Below are 17,697 nucleotides of genomic sequence, written 5' to 3' on the forward strand. Positions count from 1 at the left end.
GGCTCACAGGCTGCTTGTCGCTCCCGCTTCCCCACACCTGGAAGGAAGCAGCTTGGGAGACACCGCTCTGCTTGTCAAGATCAAAGCCATAGAACACAAGAGAGCGGTCCTTCGTATAGAAAATCCTTCCAAACGGCTTGGCGGTCTTCCCGTTCTCTCCAGTATCGAAGATGTCCGCGATATACAGATTCCGAGCTCCAATGAGGTCTCGGATATCCCTATCGTGGGCAAGGAAGTCCTTGTCCAACGCGAGCATGCGCTGATTTGCATCGAGTGCGGTTTCCTTCTCCGTGAGCTCGACGCTCAACAGATGAACCTTGTTCTCCAGTGCTTCTCTTTGCGTCGCTTGTTGGAGAGCACCAGACGTGGCCGAGGCAACTTGATCTCGGAGCTTCGTTTCCTCCGTCTGGACGGCAGCAAGTTGCTGTTTCAGTTGCTCTCTCTCTGTATCGATCTGCTCGCGTTTAGACTCCTCGTCCAGCAGCTGCTGTTCGGCATTCTTCTGCGCGAGTCGTGATTGAGCCACTTCATTTGCTGAGGTTTGGGCCTGTCGCTCGAGTGCCCCAAGCTTTTCTTGAGCACTTGCGAGTTGCGCCTGCAACGGATCGGGTTCCGAGTGCCGGATGCTAGGCACTGGAGGTCCGCTCTGCCCTGTCGCCGATACATCATGTTTTCGCTCGCTAAGATGGTGCGCGCCCACCATAGCGGCTAGTCCAAATAAACAGGCCGCCAGCGCCAGGCTCACGACTTTCCAGGGAACCACTCGGCTAGGTTCACTCGGCTTCGACGGCTCTGTCGCGGGAAGACTTTGCATGAGCCTGCGCTCTGCGGCCTCAAAGCTTGCAGCGGACTCAATCGGGAGATCCAAGATCTCGCGGGCAGCGCTTTCAGCCATCGCCGGAACGATCTGGGAGAGTATCTGTTGGTATTGCTCAAACTTCGCGCTGCACTCAGGGCAGTACGCGAGGTGAACCTGGAGAAGCGCCCAATCTTCCTGGGTCAACTCAGATTCATGGAGAGCCGTCATCGCTTCCAACTCGATGTGTAGTTGACGGTTCACGAGCTTCGGCCCCCTTGGGAGCAATTCTCTACCATTTCTCTCAATTCAATCGCGCTTTTCTGAGAAGAGCCCGGAACGCAGACATTCCATCCCTCGGTAGTAGTGGTTCCGAACATTTCCAAGGCTCTGGCCGCTCTTCTCTGCAATCTCGCGTAGTGTGTACCCCTCAAAAAAATGCATTTCCAGAGTCAAGCACTGATCTCCCGAAAGCGTCGACCGGAGACGTTTCAACATGGCGCGCCCATCGATGGCGTCTGTCGATGGCAATCCAACATCGGAGGGGACGAGATCCTCATCGAATTGGTCTGTCTTGTAATGACCGCGTGAGATGAGGGATTTGCGACGGTTAATCGCTCGATGGTACGTGATCTGAATAATCCAAGAGATCGCGGTACCTTTCTCAATATCGAATAAGGCCGCTTTCTGAAATAGATAAAGAAAAACTTCTTGGCGAACATCCTCAGCCTCGGCGTGGTTCCGAAGCAGCCGATAGGCTGAGTTGAAGACTACTTGGCCATGCCTTCGGAATAAAGCGGACAGCGCATCCCGTGAACCTAGTCCAACCTCCTTCAGCAGCAGTTCATCGGCATCGATCGTGTTCGACGGAGGCGGGACAACCGATACGGCAACTCGGCTCATCAGTGGCTCCCGCTCTTGGGGCAGCTCTGCGTGCTCAATCTTCGCGCCTTGGAGTTGGCTGGGATAGCATACGCCAGCGTCGGTGCTCACTAGAGGCCTCCGCACAAATATGACAGCAGATGCATTACCATTCCCTCGCTTTCCGCTTTAGGAAAACCAAATTTAGCTATTCCGTAGTGACACTCGGTGTTCCAAAAACCTCAGTCACACCACACTTCGAAGTGTGGCAACATTGCGAAAACAATTCGGCAAGAAATTGCGCTCTATCCGCAAGCGACACGGCCTGACGCAGGAGAAGTTCGCTGAACTACTCGATATTTCCGTCGATTTTCTCAGTTTAGTGGAACGCGGACTGAACGCACCCTCCTTTGAAACCATCGAATCTTTCTCAATCACATTGGGAATTCCTGTGCGAGAGTTCTTCGACTTTGCATCTGAAACCTTAGACAAAAGCTAATCGCGGCCTAACCTACCCGGATCATAACCCGTAGTCTCGCTCGGTGTCACCTCGAAACGACGAACGATTCTCGACCGGGGAAAGCGATTCCGCCTAATTCGAAGATGCGCATGACACATGAAAGGCACGACCGAACGTCAGTCGGCTGTTACTGTTCCGTGAGAAGATGTCCTCACACGGTACTGTGGCGAAGTGTGTTCTCTTATCTGACGGCACGGTTTCCCTGACCTGTTTCAATCTACGCAGGTGCCCTGGTGCACTCGCGAATGATGAGGATTCTCCACACTAATCGTTATCGGCGCCGCACACAGACTTCGCTAAGTGAGCGCTAAACAATGAGGATTATGATGACCCCTTCCATGCCATGGAGACGCGCAAACGCTAAGTTATTGACGGGTAGGCACTTATAAACCGGCAGAGCCGGCAAAACCGGGCATGTGGCCGGTCTTTGACACCAAATTGACACCAAATTTTGAGGGCGTGAGCTGGGTCGTGGCGGGCCAGCTCACACATCACTTTCCTAATAATTTTCCACAATGCAGGGGTCTCAGCTCAACGCTCAGGGCTGAGTAAATCATTCCCATCTGCGGGAAGGATTATAATTATGCATAAGGTGGATCACGATGGAGATGGCGTTCGACAGTCTCACGACAACTGAAGCTGCGGTTGTGGCCGGCGTTTCTGTAGACGACGTGAACCGCACGATCGACCGGAGAATTCTGCCCGAAAGTTTGTACAGCATGACTGCGGTTCGCACTTTGAAACGCGATGCCTGCCTGTGGATTGCTTTTTGGTTTGAGACATCCGAATGGCTTACTCCAAATGCTCGGCAGCGAGTCATTTTGGATGGTTCAAGCCGATGCCCGTCCTGGACGGCTTTGCGGTCGTGCAAGCTACAGGAATCGCGGATGATTGAGGTTGGAATTCAGGAGCTTTGGGACGATGTCAATGCCCGCCTCGAGGAACTGCAAAGCGCACAGGAAATGGTCGTGGAAGACCCTGAGATTCTGTCGGGGACCCCAGTCATCCAAGGCACCCGAATCCCTGTCTATGAAGTTGCCAGTCTGGTAGAGGAAAAGACCCCCATGGACGAATTGAAGGAACTCTATCCACGCTTGTCCGAAAGACAGTTCCGTCTGGCTTCTGTCTACGCGAAGGCTCGGCCTCTCCGAGGCCGGCCAAAGCGGAGATCGCTGCCCGAATCGGACATAATCTCCGTCTCGAAGAAACACCTTCGAGGGGCGTCCGTGTAGGAAATAAGCGTGCAGAAACTGCTGATCGATGAGAACCTCAGCCCAAGTCTGGTCGAACAGGCCAACGCCAAGGGATTCGTCTGTTCACACGTCAATCACTTGGGCTTAGCGGGACTGAAGGATTGGGAATTGAAAGCGACCATTCTCGAAGGAGATTGGACGTTCATCACGAACAACGGAACGGATTTTCGTGGCCCTGCTAAGCATCCGGGAAGTCATGGCGTTTACGCAGGGATTACCCTTCACGCAGGCCTGATCTGCATCGACGCTCCTGGCGGATTGAATCTGGAGCGTCAGAAGCGTCTTTTCGATCTCATCCTGACGAACCTAAAAGAAGAGGGCGACCTCATCAATCAGGTCCTGGAAGTGGTGCTCTTGGAGGACGGGTTTGTACGCCTCACTCGTTACGGAATGCCTAAGTGAAGAGAGAGAGCACACCGCGAGAAAGACCATGATTGGGATGAAATAACAGGAGGCTAAATGTTTGATCGAGAAAAGATGAAAAAAGCGTTTGGCGCGCTCTCCTGGAAAGACGTTTTAGAGACTCTTAACGCAGATGATGAACCCAGTGCTGAAACTTATGAGCGTCTGATTGAAGACGTTGTGCGGACTGGCTGCCTCATCAAGAAGCATGCGACCGCTTCGCAGCGCAAGAGCCGCGATGAATTTCGAGATAAACTCCGGGCATTCATCGTTGAAAAGTGCAGCTCTGATGAAGTGGAATACCTGGACGTTCATATCGATGAGTGCAAGCGTATCGACGACGCTTTCAAGAGCATTCTCGACAGTGTTGGCCAATGTGTAATTAGCAAAAGAACGATCGATGAACAGGCGTGGGCGATTGTTGCTAGGGCTGTTGCCGAGATCGCGCTCGTTCACGAAAAGCTCGGGGAGTTCGTAGTCAAGAGCCCGAGGGCCAATGGTTTTGCGTTTATGAGTCCTCTGAACGTGAAGATCAAGGACGATAACGGCAATCTTTTCAGTCCTGATGCGTTAGTGAATAGTTTTATCAAAGGCATGGGCAGTTCGCTCAAGATGCTGGCCTATCAAGGCCTGCGAGATGGTTCGAGAATCGTTATGCCTCCTCTGTTCGAGCCGAGCGAAGAACTTCAGTTCGAAGCTGGTTCGCATCAGTACTATTCCCAAGTCTGGGAAGAGATAGAAAAGGCGAGCGAACACATCCGATACTGGAATGAATTGCTTACCGTTCAGGACAACGGAGTGGCCGTCGGAGATTCGGGACGACAAGAGCTTCTCCGCTTCAATCTGGAGCTTGGGACAGACGTTCTTTTCAAAACTGCACGGCTGCGTCTTGATCAGCAATTTCTGCAGAACCGAATGAAGCTGAAAAGTGTTGCGAAACTGACGCTCCTTGATCCCCGGACACAGAATGTCCCTTTCGAGAAGAACACTTTCGTCTCTGAAGAAGAAGCTGATGCCTTCCTTTCTCTCGACGCTGTCTACAACTACCCGGTCACCACTTCCATCAAGGAGTACGGCGGTCTGAGGCTACACGAGTGGATCAGGGCCTATGCCGTTCTGGAACGTTGGTTCGCCAAAGATGCTACCGGAAAGCTTCGTCTCGAACTTGTTTCGGTCGATCGACCCAACCTGAGAGACACGCTTGTAAGAGCGTCGCTGACGCCAGCAAAGGCTGATACGTTCATCAACGCCTTGATCTTCTCGCTGGACAAGCTGGACATGTACGACGCCCCGCTGCTTGAGGATCGCAACGGCAAGCTCTATTTCTTCGCCCCAGCGTACGCCGCTGTCTCACTGCCGAGGGTTATCCTCTCTCAGATTCACCACCAAGAAATTCAGGTTGAAGGCAAGGGAGAGCTATTCGAGGCTGAAGTACTGCTCATGTTCCAGAAAGCTGGGATCCAGGCGGTGGGGTTCAAGTACAAGATCGGAGACGAAACATTCGATTGCGATGCAGCCGTCCTGTGGGACGGTCAGTTGTTCCTTTTCGAGTGCAAGAACTACAGTCTACCGGTTGGCCGCGCAAGTGATGACTTCTTCTTCATAAAGAAGTTGGAGGCTGCGGCGCGTCAAATCCGTCGCATATCGAAGCAGCTTCAGGAAGATCCCGAACCCTTGAGAAAGCACCTCGGTAAGAATGCTTCATGGGAAAAGGTGCACCTTGTCGTGTTGAATGCGATGCCGGTTAGCATCGCGGGTAAACAAGAGGACGTTCATTTCTATGACGCGTCAGCTCTCGGCAAGTTCCTTCGCGAGAAGACGATCAACATCCTGGTCGATCCTTCTGGTTCCCTTGGGGAAACGACAGTCGAGGCCACGCATACTCTTTGGACAGGAGATTCACCTAGCGCGGAGGATCTTGTCACCCAACTCAACGACCCGATCCAACTAAAGATCTTTAGACGCAAGCTCACGCAAGATTGGCACTACGTCCGACTGTCCACGACCCTTCTAGCGGCGATCCCATTCATAAAAAGCGGAACTCTTACACCAGAAGAGATGCTTGAGGCTTTAGGTCATAGCAAAGAGAGTATCGACACACTTCTAAACAACGTTAAGCTAAAGATGAAGCAGTCAGAATCCATCTAGTGAGCTCCGTGCCACTCATCACTCTCAATTGCATACTCTACTGCTGCAGGCTATTGTGACACTAGAAAGAGGATTCCAAATCGTCTTCGCCTGAGAATCTTCCCCAATTGTCCCTTCTGTAATCTTTTGATCTTTGACCTGGTTCGGTAGCTGCCAAGATCAGCATTCTCCCAGAATCTAAAACTTCCTCAACGATTTCGGAAAGTTTGTCAGTCTGTCCTTCGCTTGATCCGATCCAGCCGTTGCGAAGTAGGTTTGTAAATTCTCCGTTACTGAAGCGACGTGTGCAGTTCTCCCAAGTGACAACAATGCCTCCTTTTGGGCCGATCACTTTAGGAGAACTCAGCAGTGTTTCCCAAAGCTCGAGAGGCAAGTACATTCCGGCAACCATTCCTGAGTCGAGCCCGATCGATGCTTTCGCTTCGCATAACTTGATGAAGAAGGGAGCCCTGTTCAGACGAAATCCAGAGGTGTCAACGGAGTTTTGTTGCGGCAGAGCTTGAAGTAGCTGCCCTGCGATCCGCATGCGCACAAGTTCTTTCTCATGGTTATCGTCAGAATGGGGACGGTACGTCGGGATACCGTTGTCGTCGACCATCCGCTTGTACTGCACGAGGACAAAGGCTTTGTATTTATGGCTGTAATAGATCAGATCTACGCCCAATGTGCGTTCCAGAGGTTGCCGATTGCAATTCAAGATGGTGATCTGATCCGAACCATCGGTGAGTGTTACCGAGCTGACGATATCGCGCCGCGAGATGACCATGCCGGGGAAGACCGTGTGGTCGTGATTGATTTGAGGATCTTCTCGTGAAATCACATCTCGCAGGCGGGCTAAGAACGGCGCTCTCTCGTCGTCCGTTGGAACTGCTCCTCGAAGCACCTTTCGTCGTACAGTCGGTCCGCCCCATGCTTGCAATGCCGACGCTATGGCATCCCTTTCGAACGCTTCGAGGCCACCATCATTGGCACGCCGGCCAACCCGGTTCGCTTCGGAGAAGGCCCTCTGTAGGGCTCTCATACGGATTTTGTTGTTAGGCGTATCTGGGATCAAGATTGAGAGCAGTTTTTCCCACAACCGAGGAGTCGGCCGGTAAATACCTACTAGCGGTGGCGAGAAGTTGGCTCGGAAACGCTTCGGCAGAGATGCAATGATTTCAGCCGTGCTTAGGCGTTCGACCGATATGAGATTCGAGATCATGACGTTCATTTGGCCGGTAGTGCCAAATTTACTTCGAACGCTTATGCCAAGGTAGTCCGGTTTTCGCCCCTCCAGAGAAACGATGACTAGCTCAGCCCTCCGTGGGTGATAGTCGCCCTGTGGTATCGGATAGGAGAATTGGCCATGTCGGTCAATGGCATATTCGATCTTCTGACCGAGTATCCCGCCATTAATAGCAAGCCAAAGACCGTCTTGCTGCGTCATCCGACTCCTGCCTCCTGAGTATCAATGCAATTCGATGATACGGTCTTGTGATCGCACCAAGTACCGATTTAACTCGACAACGTATTGAACATTGGGGCAACAGTCGAGCCTCATTTGTTGGCTGCTTGCGTGTTCAGAGCACCAACTTCGACAACGGTGACTAGAGACCCCGAAACAGCCGGTTTCGGTCCGACCAACTCCAGGTCCTGGTTCTTGCCCTCAGGGTTTCGAGATGCTGATCTCCCGGTTTCACTCCGGTTTTCCATGCTTTTGCTAGTCTCCAGCAACTAGAATTGTCATGAACATGCATCGTCCCGATTTCCCGTCGAATCTGGCTGAATCGAAGTGAAAACACGTGAAGCATCTCGATCTGCAGAACGAATTCAGAGAGTTGATCGCGCAACTGAGGTTTCAGGTTGAGTCCGCGAGTGCCATGGGAAACTATGACACGCACAAGGTAGCGGAGTTCGCTCTGTGCGGTCCTTTTCGCGAATTGTACGGATGGACGGCCCTTCGCAACGTAAATTCCGAAGAGGTGAACTTCCCAGGAATTGATCTTGCTGACGATTTGGCGAGGGTGGCAATCCAAGTGACAGGAACAGCTGATCTCGCGAAGATCAAGCACACAATAGAGGTCTTCTTCGATCAAGGGCTCGATCAGAAATATGACCGATTAATCATTTTCATCCTAACGAAGAAGCAAGGCAGCTATTCTCAGTCGTCGGTTGATGCTGACACGAATGGGCGCTTCAGTTTTTCCGTCACCAAAGACATCTGGGACTATCAAGACATCTCGGCAAAAGCGGCCAGCGCAACACCTCAACAATTGCGAGCCGTCGTCAACCACCTCACAGCCTATATGAGGGGCATTCCGGTCGGTCTTGCCGATGAAGATATTGATCCGCCTACGGAACCGCCAGAATCCCTCTTGTCCAATCTGGTGGAGCTGTACTTCCCGAGCACTCTGCACATCGCCCAAATGTCTGCAGACCTACTTGATCGGCATGGCAAGAGACGGCCTGGGCAAATGCGTAAAACGATCAGCGAGTTCAACAAGGACCTCAGGAAGCCGGTTCCGTCCGGATATGTCACGCACGGCAAACAGATCATCTCGTTTCTGGACCTGACTGATCCAGGTTCCCCGTTCCGTCATCTGATCGAGCCTGGAACCTCTGAGAAGCACACCCCCGAAGACTTCCTGAACACCGAGCCCGATCGTGAAAGAGTGTTCAAATCCCTTCTTCGGTCTACACTGCAACAACGTCTCTACCCGGAACATGTGCGTTGGGAACACGAAGACCGCCAATTTATCTTTCTCCCACGCGAAGAGGATAAAGACCAACGTTATATCGAGTGGCGCGGTGAGAAAACAGCAACTCGGGCAGTCTTCGATCGCAAGTACTACAAGAAAGATCCATCAAAGATCCTCCAGCAAAAGCATCTCTCATTTGCAGTTCAGTTTCTCCGTTTCGATGACTACTGGTATATGTCCATCACGCCGAGCTGGTACTTCAGCTTTGGTCTCAATTTTTATAAATCGAACTACGCTTTTCAAAGTTTGAGTTGGATAAAGCGAAAAGAGAGCAACCAATCTGTGGTGAACCACTTTAGATTCATCGCGACGTGGCTCAAAACGATAGATGAAGAGACCCTATTCAGTCCCGAGAGCCATGTGGTACTGCTTTCGTTCGGGAATATGTTGACATTCGACGGCGCACCAAGTCTCGATGATTCCAAGTGGCTTCCGATATCTGATTCGTCGGAAGAGGAAGACGAAGTTCCAAGAAGGTTATTCGACTTATGAAGCTATCTCATATCAAAGAACCTCGGCTGGCCTTTGCTGACGGAACTCACATCTGTCCGAGGCGGGGCATTGCCACGTATGGAGTCTATGACCGCCACTCGCAGACCCGGCGCACTCCGATACTTCTCGGAGTCGTTGGCGTCAGCGCCGATCTCGAAGCCATCGCGAGTCTGCTTGAAAGAATGAAGACACCGATTCAAGGTGTTTCGGATGAACGTAAACGCAACCTGTTTCCTGATTTCTGCGGCTTCAATTCTGGGACCGGCTTTTATGCAGAGTTTGTTTTCAATCAGGATCTCGGACGCCCAATCAAGAATTCGGACGTGAGCAAGATAGCAAAGATAAAAAACAGAATCGAAAGGATCGAAGCTGCAATCGATCTCTACTACAACGAGATCAAGTTTTTAGCGCAGAACCGACCTGTCGACGTTATAGTGTGCGTTTTGTCTAAACAAATCTACGATGCTGTCAGTAAAGACGCTGTTCTCGAAGAAGAGGAGCAGCTCGAAACCAGTGTCGAAGTGGATTCGGAACTGAACTTTCGTCGTGCACTCAAAGCGCGAACAATGCACTTCGGAAAACCTCTTCAATTACTGCGGGCTGAAACCTTCAAAACAGACGCAAAGAAGCAGCAAGATGACGCAACAAAAGCCTGGAACCTCTCTACTGCGCTTTATTACAAGGCGGGAGCGACCAACCCGTGGCGCTTGGACAGAGACGCCGACCACCCTCTGTCATGCGCGCTTGGCGTAGCCTTCTACCGAAGCCGTGATAAGAAGAGCATCAATACCAGTTTGGCCCAAGTGTTCGATGAGTTGGGCAACGGCCTGATCATGCGTGGCACTCCCGTCCACCTGGATAAGGATGACCGTGTGCCAAAGCTGACAGCTGAGCAGGCGTATGTCTTATTCAAATCCGCGTTGGAAGAGTACTGGAATGCGTTGCGCACGAACCCAAAGCGGGTAGTTGTTCACAAGACTTCCAACTTCTCGGACGCTGAAGCGGACGGCTTCTTATCTGCAGCGGATGAGTTGCATATTGACACCGTTGATTTCGTCACCGTCATGGATTCCAAACTTCGACTGTTTAGGTATGGGGACTATCCACCATACCGGGGCACATCTGTCGAAATCGGTCAAAATCATCAATTGCTTTACACCCGAGGCTCAAATTGGTATTACGGCACATACCCCGGAAAGTACATTCCACAGCCTCTTGAGCTCCGGGTTCTGCGTTCGGAACAGAGCGCAGACTTCCTCGCCCGAGAGATACTCGGTCTCACCAAGATGAATTGGAACAACACTCAGTTTGACGGTAAGTACCCCATCACTTTGAGTTGTGCCCGGAAGGTCGGGGAGATCATGAAGTACTTAGGGGAGCATGACCATCCGCAGATTCGCTATGGTTACTACATGTAAAGGATCCGAAGCCACGGCCAGTTGGACGTTGTCGAGGTCAACTTGCAGGGGGCGACAGCGAAAGCGATTGAGAAAGACCCAGAGCTTCAAAGATTTTTGACAAACCCTAGGGCCCAACAGGTCCCTGGGACCTTCAACAGCCCTGCCGCCGCAGACGAAATCTGGTCGATCAAGCGGCCCCGGCGAACCTCCTCAACCGATGACTCGATGACTCGGACTACTCTTGGTCATAAGATTGTTCATTCATCGAAGGGCGCCCCATCAATTATGCTCTTCGGGTTCGGCATGGCTATCCAGCTTTGATGATGAGCTAGGCAAGTGCAGAGGCTATAGGTGTGCTGGTATGGCTGTTTGGTTGCGACCTCACGCTGCAGGAGTGCGTAGAAGCCATCCTTGAATCCTAAGCGCGGGAATCGTCGGAGAACCTCCGCCACGTCGTCCGGATCCAGTGCAGATTCCGCATCACCACGTACGTCGAAGTAAATTCCTTTCTGAAGAAGTCGGCTAGTGTCATCGCGGTACAGATTGACGTCCCACTGGTGGAGCGCGATATTGTCCCAGACACGCCAGGCCCGATCATCCGCAATGTTCTGATCTAACAGAAACCTTCTAGCGACGTTCGCGCCCTCAATCTCAAAACGATGGGAGCCCTTCACGTAGTCGGTGAGACCTAAATCATGCAGGGCCGCCGACAGAAAAAGAAGCTCCTGATCCACTGCCGTACCATCGCGCTGCGCAAGTAGCTCCGCAAACCAATAGCAACGCATGACGTGATTGAAGAGCAATGGGCTCGATACCGAGCGTGCAAACTCTTCTGCCTGAGACACGATAAAGCTATTCGCCGGTTTGATTTCGGTGATCATTGTTTCCTCTCTTCTTGTTGGATCGACCGAATGGCAGGTACTTGCTACAGAGGGGTCGTTCGATCGGACGCAACGATTACATCAAACGCCTCGCTGTCGTGGTATTGTCCGAAGGTATTGAATCAGGGCTACTGGAAGCATTAATCAGCACCGTCAAGCGACGGCCTCCGATGACTCATTTAGTGCTGCAGAAAACACCAGTCTCAATGATGTTGCCAAGGTGGAGAAGCTGTTGAGCTTTGTCACTCCTCAAGTTCCCTACCGCAAGAACCGTGTCCCGAGCTTCGAGGAGCTGACGGGCGATTGAGACGCCGACAGCAGAGCCGATGTCGGCGGCGAGGACAACTTGTTCCTCACCACCAAAGAAAATGACTCGAAGAGACATGGCCCGTGTTTCTCTGGCCACTCTTTGGTTCCTTCACAGTTGTTGGGCTATCGGAAGTCTTCTTCTCGGCCGAGACGCTCCCCCATGTTTAGTTCCATGTCTCCAGGCTGCATGAAGCCGAGCTTTATCAGTCTCTGGAATCGTGCCTGCGTATCCGGCCACACCTGCGTTCCTTGGAACGCATGGTTGGAGTTCCACAATTGAGCTTCTGTGGGAAACCCCGTCGTGACGTTTACGAGCTTCTTGGCAAGTTCAAGCGGCTGCTTCAGGAAGCTTCCGACTCGGCGGGCAAAGCGATCGACAAACGCATCCAACTCGGCATCCGGTATGGACCGGTTCACCCAGCCATACCGCTCCGCCGTATCCGCATCGAAGTCGTCCGCTCCGCAAAGGATCTCGATAGCGCGAGAGCGGCCTGTTAGCTGTGCTACCCATTCCGTACCCCCTCCTCCGGGGACACAACCGACACCCACCTCGGGTTGGCCAAGAATGGCCTTCTCTTTAGAAGCAAATCGAATATCGCAGGCAAGAGCGATTTCTGACCCTTGCCCGCGGGCACGGCCTCGAATCTTCGCGACGCTGATGACACGTGACTGGGCGAACCGCACGACCATTCGGGACCACGCAGTGAATTCAGCGGCGCCAGGTTGATCCGGCATGACGTCGGCTCGAAGAAAGTCATAGTGTGCAATAAAGAAATCTGGGTTCGCGCTTTCGAGGACGATCACCTTGACGTCCCTGTCGCTATCGAGCGTATCCAGCAGAACGTTCAACTCCGCAAACATCTCGGGATCGTAGATGTTGATTGGCGGGTTGTCGAACGTGACGACCCAATATGCTGGTGTGATCTTGCTGATCTTGAGACGTTGGCGTGTAGGCATGATTTGACCTCTCTGTGAAGCTGCTTCATTACAGCAAGAGAACAACCCACCGTCTATTGTCTGAAGGTATTGACTCACGGGACGACACTGGGGTCCCTCGCCTTGTGCGATCAACGCTGCGCCACTTAGCGGAGGTGGGCTTCTATCTTGTGATCGCAAGAGCACAGGATTAAGTGTGAGGATTCTGGGGAAAAGCAGACTCGCAGATAAGTGTGATCTATGTCAGTTTTCGCCTTGTTTTTGTCGGACAATCTCAATCCTCCAAGACATCTGAAAACGTGTCGGTTGCCGACGAGGGCGTAACGACTGGGAGGGACAAAATATGAAAGCTTGGTTATGGGATGGATCTGCGGGAGTCGATCACTTGCAATTGGGAGATGCTCCGAATCCGGCGGCAAAGCAGGGCGAAGTTGTCCTGGAAGTTGATTACGCAGCCCTAAATCCGGCAGACCTCTATCTGGCCGAGAGACGATACCCTTACCCCGTAAATCCCCCTCTGCCACACGTGTTGGGTCGAGACGGTGTAGGAACGATTGTCCAGGTAGGCGAAGGTGTGATCGGTGTGCGTGTGGGTGATCGCCGCACGATTCTGCGCAGCCAAGCGGGAGTTTTCCGATGGGGAAGCTTTGCCCAACGGGTATCGATCCCAGCAGAGAGCCTGGTCGAGATTCCACCCGGATGGACTGACGAGGAAGCTTCCTGCGCAACCCTTGTCTATATGGCGGCTTATCGTGCTCTGACTATGTGGGAACCACTTAAGCCGAACTCCGTTGTGCTCGTCACCGGTGCCTCAGGTGGTGTCGGCGTCGCAGCTGTTCAACTGGCTGCTGCGATGGGTCACACCGTGGTCGCTCTTTCGCGCGATGAGGACAAGCAACGGCGCCTGAAAGAACTCGGAGCGGCTTTCGCATTCAATCCGCATGATTCGCATTGGATAAAAGATGTAAAGGACGCGTTGAACTCTCGGGGGGTTGATCTTGCCGTGGACAATATAGGAGGCAAACTGTTTCCCGAGGTTATCGCGACGATGGGCGAACTCGGAAGGATCAGCCTGGTCGGCGAACTTGCGGGCCCAGTGCCTAACTTCGACACTGGAACTCTCTTTTCTCGTCGCTTGCGGATTGGCGCAATGGCGCTCGGCTATTACACGCCGGAAGAAACCAGAACTATATGGCATGAACTGCTTTCGGTGATGGCAAAGTCAGGAGCCCGCCCACAGGTCGATCGCGTCTTTCCGTTCGAGGAATTGCCTGATGCGTTTGAACGTCTGAGAAGCGGTCCGATGGGCAAAGTGTTGTTGCGCGTGAAAGCCTAAGTAGGACGGCGCATAGGTCCATCAATGCGTTGAGAATAAGGTTCACATCACTCTCTTGTTCAAGGGAGCTTTATAAGAGGCGCGTGCTCATTCAAACCAAGGCTGCCAACGGTAGATGCTCTTCGGGGTTCAAATAACTCCGAAGAGTATCCCGCTCGTTCTGAACGAGCCTGGACTGCCAATGGAACTACTTTCACGCAGCCGCACAGCTTCTTCCGCTTGATCGACACACAAAGAGCTGAGCGCTAGGCACACGGTGTTGTGCGGGTGACCGCCAAGACTAAGCTGCCCGTTTACTGCTTCGCATATCGACCGCTATCGGAAAGAGTCTGAACAGCGGCGCAATCCGGTTCCGTCTTCGCCTTTTGGATCGCCCCGCAGACATCGCCGATGCTGGCGTTAGGCAGGAGGAGTTCTTTGATGCCGCCCGCAAAGTGGATGTTTACGCCACCGCCATCACGCGCGACGTAATAGGCGATGGCATCGAGATTTACGTAGTGACCGCAAATGTTGGCAAAGTTCATGGCGGGATCATACTCCGGAATCCACTTCACATGATTCGACAGGTATCGAATGCTTCGAAGCGAACGGATTATGGAGGCGCCGTGTGACGATCTGAGGCTTCGCCTATGCAAGATAGCGCATTGTGGATTCGTCAATGGGACCCGACAGGCGGCTTCCCCTTCACCCTTTGAAAGCACCACACTAGTGCGATACAGCCAAAAAGAAGGACGGCAAGGTACCGGAAGAAATCGACAAAAGCCCAAAGAAGAGCTTGCTGCCCCAGTTCTGTATAGAGCTGTGCTCTCGCAGCTTGTAAAGCGTTTGCAGATCCGACATGAAGCGAGAGGTAGTGCTCTAGGGCAATGATCCGCTCTTGAAACGGACTCGAGGTTTGAGGCACGTAGTTCAGGATTTCGTTCTGATGAAGCGCGCTCCGGCGAATGAGTAACGTCTGTGCCACCGAGATCCCAATCGATCCGCCTATGTTTCGAATCAAATTGTAGAGACCACTTGCATTGCCGATTTCGTCTGGCAGCAATGTTCCATACGATGCGGTGTTGATGGGTACGAAACAGAATGAGAAGGCGAAGCCTGTGGCGATGATGGGAATTAAGAGCGTCGTCGGGCCGATGGCCAGCGTGATGTTTCCGAAGTAGAGAGCGAGAAACCCAAAGAGCAGAAGCCCGAAAGTAAGAAGATAACGTGTGTCGACTCTCGTCCCTAGGTAAGTGATAATCGGGAGCGCGACAATAGCACCGAACCCACGAGGAAAGACGGCGACCCCAGCATTGAACGCGGTGTAACCGAGCATCTCCTGAAAGAACAGCGGGAGTGTCGTGATCAGGGAGTAGAGTGCCGTACCGAACGAAAATATCAGCAAGGACCCCACCAGAAAATTTCGATTTTTGAGGACCCGGACATCGACGAGAGCATTTCGACTGCGTAGGCAGTGAACGATGAACCAACTCAATGCGATGACGAGCGCTAACACGGCCCAACGGAGCCATATTGCCCCGAACCAATCGTCCTCCTGTCCTTTATCGAGTATGACTTGAAGACAACCGGTCCACACGGTGAGAAGGCCAAACCCAAGGCCATCAAACTTGCCCGCAACTGCATTCCTGATGTGGGGCGGATCTTGCACGTAGCGGGCGATCATGAAGAGTGCAAGCGCACCGACTGGCAGGTTGATGTAAAACGCGTAGCGCCAACTGTAGGTGTCGGTAAGCCAGCCACCAAGAGTGGGCCCGATGACAGGAGCGACGACGACCCCTAAGCCAAACAGTGCCATCGCCAAACCACGTTTAGCTGGCGGGAAGCTTTCAAGCAGTATGGCCTGAGATAGGGGTTGCAACGCCCCTCCGGAGGCACCCTGCGCGATGCGAGCGAGCAATAGAAGAGCCAAGGTGGGAGCTGACCCACACAGGAATGATGCAAGCGTAAATAGTGCAACGCAAGCCATCAGGAAGCGTTTTCGTCCGAAACGGCGCGCAAACCAGTTGCTCGCCGGAAGAATCACGGCGTTCGCGACCAAATAACTAGTCAGAACCCAGGTGGCCTCATCGTTCGAAGCAGAAAGAGAACCAGCGATATAGGGTAAAGCAACAGAAGCAATCGCGGTGTCAAGGATCTCCATAAAAGTTGCAAGCATTACCGCCGCTGCAATGAGCCATGGATTCGCGCTTGTTTGATCGATGCTTTGTGAGGGTGTAGCCGGCATGCTGCTGGATTCCTTCCGCGTCCTGACTCGGCAGCAACGCGTCAATCATCCGACTTGCCACCATTCTGGGCAGGCAGCGAAACACCGTGGACCACTGGCGTTACCTTGCGTTTGCTCCGGTTCAATTACAACAAGAGCTCTCGGCGGGGCATATTGTCTGAAGGTATCGAATCATCACACATGGCATCATTTGCATGGTTTTTGTCAATGTACTGCGCTAGGCCAACGAGGTAAGAGAAATGCATCATCACACACGTCAACGTGTCTACACGATGGTGTTGGCCGATACCATCGGATGATTTGCTTTCTGCTCTGGAAACAGCACCATTACCTTCATGAGACAGCGGTTTATCCGATGGTCGATGGCAATGTTGCATCTCGTAACTCCGAGCTTGATGGCGTTATTGCGCATCCTGTCGCGCTAGCTCTTACCAGCTTCGGTAACAACCAAGTATTCCGGCCGACGAGACGGACAACCTTTGGTCGATGAATGTAGATCAATTTCTCGATAGGCCTGACGACCAGGGAAGTACTTTGGGGTGTAGGTCAGGCTACCCAGGCATCTCCGAGGGGAAACGGCTTTCGACACTCCGAACCGCTCGTAACTCACCATCGGAAAACAGTTGCATTCCGCTCCAAGGTCGGCTCACGTCAGACGCCATAAACAAAACACTTGCAGCACTCTGTTCGATTGCCTTTGAGGGAAGACGTTCGCTCTTTTGGCTCTCACTATTGGAAGAACTATGCGAGAGATCGAACGCTCCGGATTCCTGATGCAATCGGCTGTCGCCGACGTGGCGATGAGTCACCACATTTACGCGTATTGAACGCGGACTCAAAACCTTTGCCCAGTGTTCAGCGACAGCTCCGAGCACCGCGGTGGCCAATTCGAACTGAAGCTCATAATTCGGTTGTGCTTCAGGAGCGAACGGGCTACAGAGCACGATGGTACCCCCGTCCGCCAGTAAAGGATGGAGAAAGGAAAGTGTATCAAGAATCGACATCGAGTAGGTGTCAGTAACCGAGGAGAAGTCGAGGGTTGGGCCCTCGTAATTGTTGAGGACGATCGTATCGAGTTTTCCGAACGTTGCCTCGACAAATGATGCGAGGGTGGGAGCGGAACCAACTGTCAGCGCCTCAATGCCAGTTGCTACTTGACGATCGCAGCGAGCAACTCGCTTAGCCTCTTCGTGACTCACGCTACCCGTGGTTAGGACGAAGGCCTTGGCTTGCAGGAATTGTCTCGCGAGTTCGATCCCGAGCTCTGGACTACAACTAGCGATGAGCACCACCTTACCGCTGAAGTTCATTTTGTACCTCGGCGCATAGCCCGATCGTAACCAACAACGGAACTGGAACAGGGCGCCGTGTATAACGGTCGCCCTGTTTCGTGTCGCCTAA

15 protein-coding genes are annotated in these 17,697 nt (G+C 52.7%); 7 read left to right on the top strand and 8 right to left on the bottom strand.

Going from position 1 to position 17,697, the window contains the following annotated elements; all coding sequences use genetic code 11:
• Positions 1-1,060: hypothetical protein (locus OHL14_RS00555; RefSeq protein WP_263377354.1), on the bottom strand; the 1,060-nt coding region annotated here is incomplete at its 3' end.
• A 45-nt stretch (positions 1,061-1,105) separates the two neighbouring features.
• Positions 1,106-1,789: an RNA polymerase sigma factor gene (locus tag OHL14_RS00560; RefSeq protein ID WP_263377355.1), complete on the bottom strand. Its 684-nt coding sequence runs from the start codon at positions 1,787-1,789 to the stop codon at positions 1,106-1,108.
• Between the two features lie 133 nt (positions 1,790-1,922).
• On the opposite strand from OHL14_RS00560, the gene OHL14_RS00565 reads away from it, so the two are divergent.
• The 4 genes from OHL14_RS00565 (at position 1,923) to OHL14_RS00580 (ending at position 5,980) form a co-directional block, all read left to right on the top strand.
• Positions 1,923-2,156, top strand: a complete 234-nt coding sequence (locus OHL14_RS00565; RefSeq protein WP_263377356.1) for a helix-turn-helix domain-containing protein — start codon at positions 1,923-1,925, stop codon at positions 2,154-2,156.
• Positions 2,157-2,779: 623 nt separating this feature from the next.
• Entirely contained in the window at positions 2,780-3,409 is a 630-nt protein-coding gene (locus OHL14_RS00570; RefSeq protein WP_263377357.1) for a DUF433 domain-containing protein, read from the top strand.
• 9 nt (positions 3,410-3,418) lie between these two features.
• A complete protein-coding gene (locus OHL14_RS00575; protein WP_263377358.1) occupies positions 3,419-3,832 on the top strand; it encodes a DUF5615 family PIN-like protein in 414 nt (137 codons plus the stop codon).
• A gap of 57 nt (positions 3,833-3,889) precedes the next feature.
• Positions 3,890-5,980 carry a hypothetical protein gene (locus tag OHL14_RS00580; RefSeq protein ID WP_263377359.1) on the top strand — a complete coding sequence of 697 codons (2,091 nt, stop codon included), beginning with the start codon at positions 3,890-3,892 and terminating at the stop codon, positions 5,978-5,980.
• Positions 5,981-6,041: 61 nt separating this feature from the next.
• Here OHL14_RS00580 and OHL14_RS00585 read toward each other — a convergent pair whose 3' ends face one another.
• Positions 6,042-7,406, bottom strand: a complete 1,365-nt coding sequence (locus OHL14_RS00585; RefSeq protein WP_263377360.1) for a hypothetical protein — start codon at positions 7,404-7,406, stop codon at positions 6,042-6,044.
• A gap of 355 nt (positions 7,407-7,761) precedes the next feature.
• Here OHL14_RS00585 and OHL14_RS00590 point away from each other — a divergent pair, with 355 nt between their 5' ends.
• Both OHL14_RS00590 and OHL14_RS00595 read left to right on the top strand, forming a co-directional pair.
• Positions 7,762-9,210, top strand: coding sequence for an SMEK domain-containing protein (locus OHL14_RS00590; protein ID WP_263377361.1), 1,449 nt, complete (start codon positions 7,762-7,764; stop codon positions 9,208-9,210).
• Positions 9,207-10,628: an argonaute/piwi family protein gene (locus OHL14_RS00595; RefSeq protein WP_263377362.1), complete on the top strand. Its 1,422-nt coding sequence runs from the start codon at positions 9,207-9,209 to the stop codon at positions 10,626-10,628. The genes OHL14_RS00590 and OHL14_RS00595 overlap by 4 nt, the downstream gene beginning before the upstream one ends.
• 239 nt (positions 10,629-10,867) lie before the next feature.
• Here the strand turns inward: OHL14_RS00595 and OHL14_RS00600 are convergent, their stop codons facing one another.
• Together OHL14_RS00600 and OHL14_RS00605 are read right to left on the bottom strand one after the other, a co-directional pair.
• Positions 10,868-11,491, bottom strand: a complete 624-nt coding sequence (locus OHL14_RS00600; protein WP_263377363.1) for an HD domain-containing protein — start codon at positions 11,489-11,491, stop codon at positions 10,868-10,870.
• A 432-nt stretch (positions 11,492-11,923) separates the two neighbouring features.
• Positions 11,924-12,757: an enoyl-CoA hydratase/isomerase family protein gene (locus OHL14_RS00605; protein WP_263377364.1), complete on the bottom strand. Its 834-nt coding sequence runs from the start codon at positions 12,755-12,757 to the stop codon at positions 11,924-11,926.
• A 322-nt stretch (positions 12,758-13,079) separates the two neighbouring features.
• Here OHL14_RS00605 and OHL14_RS00610 point away from each other — a divergent pair, with 322 nt between their 5' ends.
• On the top strand, positions 13,080-14,072 hold the full coding sequence (locus tag OHL14_RS00610; RefSeq protein WP_263377365.1) for a quinone oxidoreductase family protein: 993 nt from the start codon (positions 13,080-13,082) through the stop codon (positions 14,070-14,072).
• Positions 14,073-14,365: 293 nt separating this feature from the next.
• On the opposite strand, the gene OHL14_RS00615 is transcribed toward OHL14_RS00610, so the two are convergent.
• From OHL14_RS00615 to OHL14_RS00625, 3 genes are all read right to left on the bottom strand, one after another.
• On the bottom strand, positions 14,366-14,596 hold the full coding sequence (locus tag OHL14_RS00615) for a hypothetical protein (protein ID WP_263377366.1): 231 nt from the start codon (positions 14,594-14,596) through the stop codon (positions 14,366-14,368).
• Between the two features lie 131 nt (positions 14,597-14,727).
• Positions 14,728-16,296: a DHA2 family efflux MFS transporter permease subunit gene (locus tag OHL14_RS00620; protein WP_263377367.1), complete on the bottom strand. Its 1,569-nt coding sequence runs from the start codon at positions 16,294-16,296 to the stop codon at positions 14,728-14,730.
• Between the two features lie 551 nt (positions 16,297-16,847).
• Positions 16,848-17,606 carry an SDR family NAD(P)-dependent oxidoreductase gene (locus OHL14_RS00625; protein WP_263377368.1) on the bottom strand — a complete coding sequence of 253 codons (759 nt, stop codon included), beginning with the start codon at positions 17,604-17,606 and terminating at the stop codon, positions 16,848-16,850.
• Positions 17,607-17,697: the final 91 nt, after the last annotated feature.

The sequence above is a fragment of the Granulicella paludicola genome, assembly GCF_025685545.1.
GTDB lineage: Bacteria > Acidobacteriota > Terriglobia > Terriglobales > Acidobacteriaceae > Granulicella > Granulicella paludicola.

Coding starts and splice junctions, on each gene's coding strand:
- OHL14_RS00595 (WP_263377362.1), top strand. CDS start 9,207: ATGAAGCTATCTCATATCAAAGAACCTCGGCTGGCCTTTGCTGACGGA.
- OHL14_RS00580 (WP_263377359.1), top strand. CDS start 3,890: ATGTTTGATCGAGAAAAGATGAAAAAAGCGTTTGGCGCGCTCTCCTGG.
- OHL14_RS00610 (WP_263377365.1), top strand. CDS start 13,080: ATGAAAGCTTGGTTATGGGATGGATCTGCGGGAGTCGATCACTTGCAA.
- OHL14_RS00615 (WP_263377366.1), bottom strand. CDS start 14,596: ATGAACTTTGCCAACATTTGCGGTCACTACGTAAATCTCGATGCCATC.
- OHL14_RS00570 (WP_263377357.1), top strand. CDS start 2,780: ATGGAGATGGCGTTCGACAGTCTCACGACAACTGAAGCTGCGGTTGTG.
- OHL14_RS00585 (WP_263377360.1), bottom strand. CDS start 7,406: ATGACGCAGCAAGACGGTCTTTGGCTTGCTATTAATGGCGGGATACTC.
- OHL14_RS00600 (WP_263377363.1), bottom strand. CDS start 11,491: ATGATCACCGAAATCAAACCGGCGAATAGCTTTATCGTGTCTCAGGCA.
- OHL14_RS00620 (WP_263377367.1), bottom strand. CDS start 16,296: ATGCCGGCTACACCCTCACAAAGCATCGATCAAACAAGCGCGAATCCA.
- OHL14_RS00625 (WP_263377368.1), bottom strand. CDS start 17,606: ATGAACTTCAGCGGTAAGGTGGTGCTCATCGCTAGTTGTAGTCCAGAG.
- OHL14_RS00605 (WP_263377364.1), bottom strand. CDS start 12,757: ATGCCTACACGCCAACGTCTCAAGATCAGCAAGATCACACCAGCATAT.